This is a genomic window from Sphingomonas sp. NPDC019816 (assembly GCF_050274375.1).
Classification (GTDB): Bacteria; Pseudomonadota; Alphaproteobacteria; order Sphingomonadales; family Sphingomonadaceae; genus Sphingomonas.
On sequence record NZ_JBNNOB010000135.1, the window covers coordinates 1 to 10,103 of the forward strand.

Sequence of the window (10,103 nt, forward strand, 5' to 3'; positions counted from 1 at the left end):
CTTGGCGATCTCCAGCGCTTCCTCGAAAGCCCCGTGATCCAGCTCCAGGACGACATCGGCATACATCTGGATGAAGCGGCGATAGCTGTCCCAGGCGAAACGCTCGTCGCCCGCCTTCTTCGCCAGCCCCTCGACCGTCTGGTCGTTGAGGCCGAGGTTCAGCACCGTGTCCATCATGCCCGGCATCGACACGCGCGCGCCCGAGCGAACCGAGACCAGCAGCGGATTTTCCGGGTCGCCGAAGCGCTTCTCGGTCACCGCCTCGATATGCGCGATACCGTCCGCGACCTCGTCGCGCAGTTCCTGCGGAAACTGCTCGCCATCCTCATAATAGCGGGTGCACATCGCGGTCGAGATGGTGAAGCCCGGCGGCACCGGCAGCCCGATCGAGGCCATCTCGGCCAGGTTCGCGCCCTTACCGCCAAGCAGATTCTTGTCCCCCTTGCCGCCGTCCGAAACGCCGCCGCCGAAACGGTACACATAGGTCATCGGTTCGATCCTTTACTGGTCGTCACGTCCGACGCCCTGGGGACACAGGCGTCGGTGTACATAAGGCGATATTGCCGGAGGGGAAGACAGGAACGTATCGCCCCGTCTCCCGATCCGGCTCACGTCATCCCTCGATCCGCGAGAAGTCCGCCACCGTATGAACGGCAGCCCGGACACGCGCGAGCAACGCGAGGCGCGCGGTCCGCTTGGCCGGATCGGCGTCGTTGACGGTCACATCGTCGAAGAAGCGGTCGATCGGCGCGCGCAGCGAGGCGAGCGCGGCCATGGCGGCCTCGAAATCCTCGGCCTGCACCGCTTGCGCCGCCTTGGGCTCGGCCGCATCGAGTGCGGCGATCAGATCGGCCTCGGCGGGTTCGAGCGTATAGGTCGGTGCGGTCCAGCTCTGGTCGCCCTCGACGCCTTCCTTCTTCAGGATGTTCGCGGCGCGCTTGTACCCGGCGAGCAGGTTGGTGCCGTCGTCGGTGGTGACGAAGGCTTGCAGCGCACGGACGCGGGCGAGCAGGCGGACGAGGTCTCGTTCTCCTCCAAACTCGCTTTCGCTACCAGGCAGAACCACCGCATCGATCACATCGTGCCGAACGCCGTTGCTGCGCTGCTGAACCTTAAGACGATCGATAACAAAATCGTGGAAATAGCCACCTGCAACGACTGTGCCGATGTCGACCTCAGAATTGCCTACCGCTTGATAAAACAAATCATGGTCAGAACAACGCAGCGAATTATCGAGTATCAGACCTATCAAGCCGAGGGCGGCACGACGCAAAGCGAAGGGGTCCTTAGACCCGGTTGGCCGCTCATCGATTCCAAAGAACGATACAAGCGTATCCAACTTATCCGCGAGCGCTACGGCCACCGTCACCGGCGCGGTGGGAACGTCATCCCCCTGCCCGACCGGCTTGTAGTGATCGCGAACCGCCTCGGCCACGCGCGGGTCTTCGCCCTGTGCGGCGGCGTAGTAACCACCCATCAGCCCCTGCAATTCCGGGAATTCGCCGACCATGCCGGTGACGAGATCGGCCTTCGCCAGGTACGCGGCGCGTTCGGCCAGATCGGCAAGCTCGCCCCCCCCGTAAACGGGGGGGGATGGGGGGGGGACCTCTCCACCAGCGACGTCGCTCGGGGCATTGCCCTCCCCTAGCCCCTCCCGCCTGCGGGAGGGGGATTCGGTGACGATCCCCTCTTCGACCAGCCAGCGGGCGAGCTTGGCCACCCGCTCGACCTTGTCGGCAACGGTGCCGAGCTTTTCGTGGAAGACGATCTTTTCCAGCTTAGGCCGCAGATCGTCGAGCTTGGTCTTCAGGTCCGTCTCATAGAAGAAGCGCGCGTCGGACAGGCGGGCGGCGAGCACCTTGCCATTGCCTTCGACGATCTTCGCGCCGCCGTCGCTCGCCTCGATATTGGCGGTGCAGACGAAGGCGTTCGCCAGCTTGCCGTCGGCGGAGCGACAGACAAAGTACTTCTGGTTCACCCGTGCGGTCAGCTGGATGACTTCGGGGGGCACGTCGAGATAGGCTTCGTCGAAGCGGCCGAGCAGCGGCACCGGCCATTCGGTCAGCCCGGCATTCTCGGCGACCAGTCCCTCGTCCTCGACCAGCTCCAGCCCGGCCTCGGCAGCGAGCGCGGAGGCACGCGCACGGATGATCGCGGCGCGCTCGTCCTGATCGACCAGCACCTTGGCGGCGCGCAACTGCTCGACATATGTGTCCGCGCCAGTCAGCACGATCTCAGCAGGCGCATGGAAGCGGTGGCCGCGCGTGACGTTGCCGCTGGTGATCGCGGCGATTTCGAACGGCACGACCTCACCGCCGAACAGCGCGACGATGGCGTGCAGCGGGCGGACCCAGCGCATCGACTCGGTCGAAGCGGACTCCGCACCCCAGCGCATCGACTTGGGCCAGGGGAAGGCGCGAACGATCGCGGGGATCGCCTCGGCCAGCACCTCAGCGGTCGCGCGGCCGGGCTTTTCGGTAATCGCGAAGAGCACGCCGTCACGCTCGGTCAGTTGCTCGCGGGTCAGCCCGGTCTTGCGAAGGAAGCCCTCCAGCGCCTGCGGCGGCGCCGACGCGCGCGGCCCCTTCACTTCCTCGGACACCGCCTCGGTCGCGGACGGAAGCCCGCGCGCGATCAGCGCCAGACGGCGCGGCCCGGCATAGGTGGCGATCTCACCCGCCGACAGCCCGGCCTTGGCGAGTTCGGCGGTTAAGAGCTTGGCGAGGTTCTCGCGCGCACCCGCCTGCATCCGGGCGGGGATTTCTTCGGAGCGGAGTTCGAGTAGAAAATCGGTCATCACGCGGCCCAGCCGTTCTTGTCCATCCAGGCGCCGCATGCGCCCTTCGCCAGATCGCGGACGCGGCCCATATAGGCTTGGCGCTCCGCCACCGAGATTACGCCGCGCGCCTGCAGCAGGTTGAAGGTGTGGCTGGCCTTGATCGCCTGTTCATAGGCGGGGATGGGCAGCTTGGCCTCCAGGCAGCGCTCGCACTCGGCCGCCGCCTTTTTGAAGGCATCGAACAGCGTGTCGGTGTCGGCGATCTCGAAGTTCCAGGTCGACATCTGCTTCTCATTCTCGAGAAACACGTCGCCGTAGCTCACGCCCGCATCGTTGAACGCCAAGTCGTACACATTGTCGACGTCCTGGATATACATGGCGAGGCGCTCGAGGCCGTAGGTCAGCTCGCCCGCGACCGGCTTCATGTCGTATCCGCCCATCTGCTGGAAATAGGTGAACTGGGTCACCTCCATGCCGTCACACCAGACTTCCCAGCCCAGGCCCCAGGCACCCAGCGTCGGGCTTTCCCAATCGTCCTCGACGAAGCGGATGTCGTGCTTGGTCATGTCGACGCCGATCGCCGCCAGGCTGCCCAGATACAGGTCTTGCAGGTCGGCGGGCGAGGGCTTCAGGATCACCTGATACTGGTAATAATGCTGAAGCCGGTTGGGGTTCTCGCCATAGCGGCCGTCGGTCGGGCGACGGCACGGCTGGACGAAGGCGGCGTTCCACGAATCCGGCCCCAGCGCGCGCAAGGTGGTCGCGGGGTGAAAGGTGCCCGCCCCCATCTCCATGTCATAAGGTTGCAGGATCACGCATCCCCGCTCGCTCCAATAGTCATGGAGGGTGAGGATCATGCGCTGGAAGGAAAGTGGACCTTCCGGGGAGCCGTTTCGGGTCTGCATAATGGGCGGAGGCTTTGGCGGATGGCCTTCACGCGGTCAAGGCAAGCGCGGCCACGCACATCAACACAAAGTCAGCCACGCATGATATTTTGTCAGGTCTTGTTGACAGTGTCGCGACTCGCTGTCACCTTGTCATGGTCACCTGACATTACGTCATGCATGGGTGACAAAGGGAGGTTGGCCATGCAAGAGGAGGTGGACATGAAAAATCGCCTCAAGGTGCTGCGCGCCGAACGCAACTGGAGCCAGGCGGAACTCGCCGGGCGGCTGGATGTGTCGCGCCAGGCCGTCAACGCCATCGAGACGGGGAAATACGACCCCTCGCTGCCGCTCGCCTTCCGCATCGGACGGCTGTTCGAACTGCCCATCGAGGAGATTTTCGATGACGAGCATCATGGTGAGTGAAGGTGACGCCCGCTGGGGCGAGAGCCGCGAGGCGGCGCGCGCGGCACGCCGGAAGCAGCGGCGGATTGTGCTGGTCGCCGTGGCCGTCGCGCTGATGGTCGGCCTTCCGTTCTTGGAAGGGTTTATCGACGGGTTGTTCCACCTTCCCCGTGCATCCGCACCACGGCCACTGGCCCAGATCACAGCGGTCGTCATCCTGATCGTCGGGGGCATCGTAACGTGGCGCAACTGGCGCGAGACCGACGAGATGCAGCGGCGGCTGGCGATCGAGACATGGGCCGTGATCGGACTGGCGAGCTTCATCCTGCACCCGATGATGGCGATCATCGGCGCGCAGATGCATCAGGCGGATTTCGAAAACTCCAGTTGGGGTATCGCGATCCTGATCGGCTTGGCCTCCTATTTCATCCGGCGAGTGCGGTCATGAGCCGCCACCTGACCCGCGCGGTCATCGGGAGCGGCATCGCGCTGTCGCTGCTCGGCTGGGGGGCCGGTCGCGTGGGCGAGATCACGCTCGATACGCTCCGCCCCGATATCCAGGCCGCTACCGCCGCCCATGGCGTGCGGGTGCCAACCCTTTCCGTCCATCTTTCCATCGAGGTGCGACCATGACCACCAATTCTTCGCGCATTGCCAAGGGACCGAGCGAGCGTGCCAACCACCGCCTGCTGGCGATCTCCGGCGCCGTCGGTGGGATCGCCGGGCTGTCGACCGCGCTGATCGTGCTGCAACAGCCGCCGGGCGCCGCTGCCCGACCGGACCTATGGTCCTCGCCGCTGCCGCTGTGGTTCGCCGTGCTGATGGCGCTGATCTGGGGCGTGGTCATACCCGTCATTTCGTGGCGCTGGCACCAGGTCGTCGACGAGCATGAGCGTCAGGCGTACCGCGACGGCGCCGTCGCCAGCTTCTACACGGTTGGGCTGGGCGTGCCCGTCTGGTGGTTCCTGTGGCGCGGCGGCGCGCTGTCCCCGGTACAGATCGAATGGGTGTATGGCGCGATGCTTGGCGTAGGCGGCTTGGTCTGGCTGTGGCGCAAATACGCCTGATCCGCCCCCTTCCCCTTCCTTTTCCGAAAGTCCGATCCCATGAAGACGATCATGAAGACCGCCCTCACCTCGCTCGCGCTGATGCTGGCGCTGCCCGCCTGCGCACAGAGCAAGCCCGCGCAGAACCCCAATGACGCCGACCCCGCGCTCTGGATGGTCAAGGATGCCGACACCACCATCTATCTGTTCGGCACCATCCATGTGCTGAAACCCGGCCTGTCCTGGTTCGACGAGGCGGTGAAAACCGCCTTCGACAAGTCCGACCAGCTGGTCCTGGAAATGGTGCAGCCCGATCAGGCGACGATGCAGCAGATCGTGTTCAAGAACGGCATCGTCACCACCGGCCCGACCCTGACCGAGCAGCTGCCCGCCGACAAGCGTGGCACCTATCTGAAGGCGATGACCGATGCGGGCTTGCCCGCCCCGGCATTCGACAAGATGAAGCCGTGGCTCGCGGCGGTAACCCTGTCGCTCGCGCCGATCCAGAAGCTGGGCTACGATCCCAAGAACGGCCCCGAAACCGTGCTGGCCGATGCGGCCAAGGCGGCGAACAAGCCCGTCGCCGGGCTGGAGACCGCCGAGCAGCAGATCGGCTATTTCAACGGCCTGTCGCAACAGGCGCAGATCCAGTTCCTGACCTCGACCGTCGACGAACTGCCCAAGGCGGGCGAGGAAATGGCCAAGATGGTCGACGAATGGGCGCATGGCGATCCCGACGCGCTGGCCCGCGACATGAACGACAGCCTGAAGGACTCGCCCGAGGTCGCCAAGACGCTGCTGACCGACCGCAACGCCCGCTGGGCGACGTGGATCAAGGAACGGATGGCCAAACCCGGCACCGTCTTCATGGCGGTGGGCGCGGGCCATCTGGCCGGTGCCGACAGCGTCCAGGCCCAGCTCGCCAAGCAGGGCATCACCGCACAGCGCATCCAATATTGATCCCCCATCACGACGCCGCCCACCCGCATCACGGGTGGGCGGCGTTGCCGCGTCATCAGGGTGACGCGCATATGCGGTTTGGTCATCGCCTGACGTTTCCGAAGGGATGGGCGATGCGGCGTTACTGGTTCGTCACCAATGCGCGATCGGGCTCGACCGCCGAGACGGTTGCGGCGGACATTCGCGACACGCTGTCCGTTATGAACCATGACATGGCCGGCCGAACCGGTTTTCCCGACGACCACCTGCCCTCCCCCGACGCCCTGGCGCGCGCCGGCGTGGAATGGATGGTCGTCTATGCAGGCGACGGAACGGTCAATACCGTGCTGACCGCGCTCGACGCATGGGACGGCGCGATCCTGATCCTACCCGGCGGCACGATGAACCTGCTCGCCAGGACGCTGCATGGCGAGCGCGATGCTCTGGCCATCCTGCGGCGGCTGGCCGACCGACCGCCGCGCCGGGTCTCGCTTCCCTTCGCCGAAGCCGATGGACATCACGCCTATGCCGGCCTGATCCTCGGCCCCGCCACGCGCTGGGCGGCGGCGCGCGAGGCGGTGCGCGACGGGCGGATCGGGCGGCTGCTCCTGGCCGTCCGGCTGGCATGGCGGCGCAGCTTCGGCACCGGCCTCAAGCTGGCGGGCGTGCCGGCGCTGCCACGACGTTATCAGGCGGTGTTCGTCACGCCGCACGGCGACCGGCTCGATGTCGCAGCGGTCGATGCACGGACATGGCGAAAACTGTTCGATCTCGGCCGGATGGCGCTGTCCGACGACTGGACGCGTGCCCAAGGCGTGACCCGTGCGCGAAGCACCGGCTTTCGTCTTGCCGGACGCCGCGCTATCCCGGCATTGTTCGATGGAGAACTCCGCCAGTTGCCGCCCGGGTGCGACATCACCCTGCGTCAAAGCACGGCGAACATCATCGCGACGGTCTGAGGCTAAGGCGGGACCATGTCTCGGCAGCCATGGGATCGTCATGGAAGGGCTCTGAAAGGAACGCGGCAGCGCCGTGCCTTGCCTTTCACGCCCTTTGCCGCTATGCGCCGCCGCTTCCGGTCATGGTCATCCCTGGAGGCGTGGTCGGAAGCCTATATCCATTTTGTTTCGGAGTTACTGGAATGAGCGACACCCTTACGCTCGCCGCCGAGACGCGCGATCAGGTTGGCAAGGGAGCCTCCCGTTCGCTGCGTCGTGAAGGCCGCGTCCCCGCCGTGATCTATGGCCGCAACCAGGCCGCCGCGTCGATCCATCTCGAAGAGAAGGCCCTCGTCAAGGCGCTGATGACCGGTCATTTCTTCACCTCGGTCATCATGGTGGACGGCCAGCGCACGCTGGCGAAGGACGTCGCGTTCCATCCGGTCACCGACCGCCCGCTGCACGTCGACTTCCTGCGCATCGGCGAGCATGAGACCGTCACGGTCGCCGTGCCCGTCGTGTTCACCGACGAAGACCAGAGCGGCATCAAGCAGGGCGGCGTCCTGAACGTCACCCGCCACGAGATCGAGCTGGTGGTCGACGCCGCCAACATCCCGACCGAGATCAGCATCTCGCTGAAGGGTCGTGCGGTGGGCGATTCGATCCACATCTCGGACGTGAAGCTGCCCAAGGGCGCCGAGCCCGCCATCGACGATCGCGACTTCGCGATCGCCACCATCGTCCCGCCGACGGTCCCGACCGCTGCGGATGAGGCGGCCGACGCCCCGACCGAAGGTTCGGAAGAGGCCTGATCCGGCCTCGCTTTCCCCTGGGGGTCAGCGAACGAAAAGAAGGGCAGGTGGCGGCAACGCCCCTGCCCTTTTTTCGTGCCCGTTTCACGGCGTCCCTTGAGCGCTCCCTGGACAGGCAAAGGGCCGCCGAACCATCGGTCCGGCGGCCCCGCTTATCCCCGCTCAGGGATGGCTTGGAACGGAGGGACGTTCCTGTAAGCCCGTGTCGATCAGCCCTGACCCTGGCTTAGAAAGCCGGTCAGTTCGTCCTTCGACACCTTCTTGCTCTTGTCGGTGTCAGCCTGGGCGAAGGCGGTGCCGACCCACTTCTTGGTGGCGGGCGCATCCGCCTTAGTCGATGGATCGCTCTGCGACTTCAGCGCGACCATCCACTGGGTGAACTCGGCCTTGCTCAACTGCCCGTCGCCGTCCTTGTCATAAGTCGGGAACTGCGTGTCGACGACCTGCGCGATCTGGCTGCCGGTCGCCTGCACCTGGCCTTCGGGCGCCGCCTGTGCCGGTGCGGCGGGATCAGCCGCCGGTGCCGCGGCTTGCGCCGGCTCCGCCATGGTTGCGGGTGCCGATTGCGGCGCCGCCGGCGTGGTCTGGGCGGGTGCGGTCGTGGTCTGCGCAAGTACCGGGGCAGACACCATCATGGCACCGGCAAGAAAAGCATATTTCATCATCTCGTCTCTCCCTTACTCTGGTCGAACGATGACTATGAAGACCAGGGACGCGATCTTCGTCGTTAGAGATACGTTCCCAATCTGCATTTTACCATATAGGAAAAGGCGGGCCGGGTTTGAAGGCTCGGCTCGTCCCTGCTAACGGCACGATACACCGCGATTCCGAGAGGAAGACGGCGGTGAGCCGTGCCGTTTCCACGACCTAAAAAGGTGTTCTCGATGATCCCGCGCTATTCCCGTGCCCCCATGACCCGGATCTGGGACCCGCAGACCCGTTTCCGCATCTGGTTCGAGATCGAGGCGCACGCCACCGACGCGCTTGCCGAGCTGGGCGTGGTGCCGAAGGAAGCCGCCGCGCGCATCTGGGAAGCCGACAAGGCCGCCGGCGACTTCGACATCGACCGGATCGATTCGATCGAGGCCGAGACCAAGCACGACGTCATCGCCTTCCTGACCCATGTCGCCGAGCGGACCGGGCCGGAAGCGCGCTTCCTGCACCAGGGCATGACCTCGTCCGACGTGCTCGACACCTGTCTGGCGGTGCAGCTGGCGCGCGCCTCCGACATCCTGATCGAGGATCTCGACGCGCTGCTCGCCGTGATCAAGCGCCGTGCCTATGAGCACAAGCTGACCCCAACCATCGGCCGCAGCCACGGCATCCATGCCGAGCCGGTCACCTTCGGCCTGAAGCTGGCGCAAGCCTATGCCGAGTTCGACCGCAACCGCGCCCGCCTGGTCGCCGCGCGCGCCGACATCGCCACCTGCGCCATCTCGGGCGCGGTCGGCACCTTCGCCAATATCGACCCCAGCGTCGAGGCCCATGTCGCCGAAAAGATGGGGCTGACCGTCGAGCCCGTCTCGACCCAGGTCATCCCGCGTGACCGCCACGCGATGTTCTTCGCCACGCTCGGCGTCATCGCCAGCTCGATCGAGCGTCTCGCGACCGAGGTCCGCCACCTGCAGCGCACCGAGGTTCTGGAAGCCGAGGAATATTTCTCGCCCGGCCAGAAGGGCTCGTCGGCGATGCCGCACAAGCGCAACCCGGTGCTGACCGAGAACCTGACGGGTCTCGCCCGCATGGTGCGCGGTTACGTCACCCCTGCGCTGGAGAATGTCGCGCTGTGGCATGAGCGCGACATCAGCCACTCCTCGGTCGAGCGCTATATCGGCCCCGACGCGACTATCACCCTCGACTTCGCGCTTGCCCGCCTGACGACCGTGATCGACAAGCTGGTCGTCTATCCCGCGCGGATGGAGAAGAACCTCAACAAGATGGGCGGCCTCGTCCACTCGCAGCGCGTGCTGCTGGCGCTGACCCAGGCGGGCGTGAGCCGCGAGGACAGCTATCGCCTCGTCCAGCGCAACGCGATGAAGGTGTGGGAGTCGGACGGCGAGCTGTCGCTGATGGAGCTGCTCAAGGCCGATGCGGATGTGACGGCGGCGCTGTCTCCGCAAGAGATCGAGGCGCGCTTCGACCTCGATTATCACTATAAGAATGTCGACACGATCTTCGCGCGGGTGTTCGGCGAGTGATTGTCGGGGGAGTCCCAGCGGCGTAGTGACGCGCCGATAGGGACTCCCCTCCCCCAACCCCTCCCGCCTGCGGGAGGGGAGTTATCCAAGGAAACGGTCGCC

General features: G+C 65.6%; 12 protein-coding genes. 8 read left to right on the plus strand and 4 right to left on the minus strand.

Features of this window, described 5'->3' with window-relative positions; translation table 11 throughout:
• The 3 genes from ACQKJZ_RS15860 to ACQKJZ_RS15870 all read right to left on the minus strand — a co-directional run.
• A partial coding sequence (locus ACQKJZ_RS15860) for a PEP/pyruvate-binding domain-containing protein (protein WP_427732250.1) occupies positions 1-489 on the minus strand: 489 nt, incomplete at its 3' end.
• Between the two features lie 124 nt (positions 490-613).
• Positions 614-2,797, minus strand: a complete 2,184-nt coding sequence (gene glyS / locus ACQKJZ_RS15865) for a glycine--tRNA ligase subunit beta (RefSeq protein ID WP_427732270.1) — start codon at positions 2,795-2,797, stop codon at positions 614-616.
• A complete protein-coding gene (locus ACQKJZ_RS15870) occupies positions 2,797-3,636 on the minus strand; it encodes a glycine--tRNA ligase subunit alpha (protein ID WP_427732252.1) in 840 nt (279 codons plus the stop codon). The genes glyS and ACQKJZ_RS15870 overlap by 1 nt, the downstream gene beginning before the upstream one ends.
• A gap of 249 nt (positions 3,637-3,885) precedes the next feature.
• Here ACQKJZ_RS15870 and ACQKJZ_RS15875 point away from each other — a divergent pair, with 249 nt between their 5' ends.
• From ACQKJZ_RS15875 to ACQKJZ_RS15905, 7 genes are all read left to right on the plus strand, one after another.
• Positions 3,886-4,089 (plus strand): helix-turn-helix transcriptional regulator, encoded by a 204-nt coding sequence (locus ACQKJZ_RS15875; protein WP_175312786.1) that lies wholly within the window; start codon positions 3,886-3,888, stop codon positions 4,087-4,089.
• Positions 4,067-4,516 (plus strand): hypothetical protein, encoded by a 450-nt coding sequence (locus tag ACQKJZ_RS15880; RefSeq protein ID WP_427732254.1) that lies wholly within the window; start codon positions 4,067-4,069, stop codon positions 4,514-4,516. The genes ACQKJZ_RS15875 and ACQKJZ_RS15880 overlap by 23 nt, the downstream gene beginning before the upstream one ends.
• The gene (locus ACQKJZ_RS15885) at positions 4,513-4,701 is read left to right on the plus strand and encodes a hypothetical protein (RefSeq protein ID WP_427732256.1); all 189 of its coding nucleotides are present in this window, start codon (positions 4,513-4,515) and stop codon (positions 4,699-4,701) included. Before ACQKJZ_RS15880 ends, ACQKJZ_RS15885 begins: the two co-directional genes overlap by 4 nt.
• On the plus strand, positions 4,698-5,135 hold the full coding sequence (locus ACQKJZ_RS15890) for a hypothetical protein (protein ID WP_427732258.1): 438 nt from the start codon (positions 4,698-4,700) through the stop codon (positions 5,133-5,135). The genes ACQKJZ_RS15885 and ACQKJZ_RS15890 overlap by 4 nt, the downstream gene beginning before the upstream one ends.
• 39 nt (positions 5,136-5,174) lie before the next feature.
• Positions 5,175-6,074, plus strand: coding sequence for a TraB/GumN family protein (locus tag ACQKJZ_RS15895; RefSeq protein WP_427732260.1), 900 nt, complete (start codon positions 5,175-5,177; stop codon positions 6,072-6,074).
• Between the two features lie 113 nt (positions 6,075-6,187).
• Positions 6,188-7,012, plus strand: coding sequence for a diacylglycerol/lipid kinase family protein (locus ACQKJZ_RS15900; protein ID WP_427732262.1), 825 nt, complete (start codon positions 6,188-6,190; stop codon positions 7,010-7,012).
• A gap of 182 nt (positions 7,013-7,194) precedes the next feature.
• Positions 7,195-7,803 carry a 50S ribosomal protein L25/general stress protein Ctc gene (locus tag ACQKJZ_RS15905; protein ID WP_427732264.1) on the plus strand — a complete coding sequence of 203 codons (609 nt, stop codon included), beginning with the start codon at positions 7,195-7,197 and terminating at the stop codon, positions 7,801-7,803.
• A 209-nt stretch (positions 7,804-8,012) separates the two neighbouring features.
• On the opposite strand, the gene ACQKJZ_RS15910 is transcribed toward ACQKJZ_RS15905, so the two are convergent.
• Positions 8,013-8,468 (minus strand): EF-hand domain-containing protein, encoded by a 456-nt coding sequence (locus tag ACQKJZ_RS15910; RefSeq protein WP_427732266.1) that lies wholly within the window; start codon positions 8,466-8,468, stop codon positions 8,013-8,015.
• A gap of 219 nt (positions 8,469-8,687) precedes the next feature.
• Here ACQKJZ_RS15910 and purB point away from each other — a divergent pair, with 219 nt between their 5' ends.
• On the plus strand, positions 8,688-10,001 hold the full coding sequence (purB, locus tag ACQKJZ_RS15915) for an adenylosuccinate lyase (protein ID WP_427732268.1): 1,314 nt from the start codon (positions 8,688-8,690) through the stop codon (positions 9,999-10,001).
• The last annotated feature ends 102 nt before the right edge of the window (positions 10,002-10,103 follow it).

Coding starts and splice junctions, on each gene's coding strand:
- glyS (WP_427732270.1), bottom strand. CDS start 2,797: ATGACCGATTTTCTACTCGAACTCCGCTCCGAAGAAATCCCCGCCCGG.
- ACQKJZ_RS15870 (WP_427732252.1), bottom strand. CDS start 3,636: ATGATCCTCACCCTCCATGACTATTGGAGCGAGCGGGGATGCGTGATC.
- ACQKJZ_RS15875 (WP_175312786.1), top strand. CDS start 3,886: ATGAAAAATCGCCTCAAGGTGCTGCGCGCCGAACGCAACTGGAGCCAG.
- ACQKJZ_RS15880 (WP_427732254.1), top strand. CDS start 4,067: ATGACGAGCATCATGGTGAGTGAAGGTGACGCCCGCTGGGGCGAGAGC.
- ACQKJZ_RS15885 (WP_427732256.1), top strand. CDS start 4,513: ATGAGCCGCCACCTGACCCGCGCGGTCATCGGGAGCGGCATCGCGCTG.
- ACQKJZ_RS15890 (WP_427732258.1), top strand. CDS start 4,698: ATGACCACCAATTCTTCGCGCATTGCCAAGGGACCGAGCGAGCGTGCC.
- ACQKJZ_RS15895 (WP_427732260.1), top strand. CDS start 5,175: ATGAAGACGATCATGAAGACCGCCCTCACCTCGCTCGCGCTGATGCTG.
- ACQKJZ_RS15900 (WP_427732262.1), top strand. CDS start 6,188: ATGCGGCGTTACTGGTTCGTCACCAATGCGCGATCGGGCTCGACCGCC.
- ACQKJZ_RS15905 (WP_427732264.1), top strand. CDS start 7,195: ATGAGCGACACCCTTACGCTCGCCGCCGAGACGCGCGATCAGGTTGGC.
- ACQKJZ_RS15910 (WP_427732266.1), bottom strand. CDS start 8,468: ATGATGAAATATGCTTTTCTTGCCGGTGCCATGATGGTGTCTGCCCCG.
- purB (WP_427732268.1), top strand. CDS start 8,688: ATGATCCCGCGCTATTCCCGTGCCCCCATGACCCGGATCTGGGACCCG.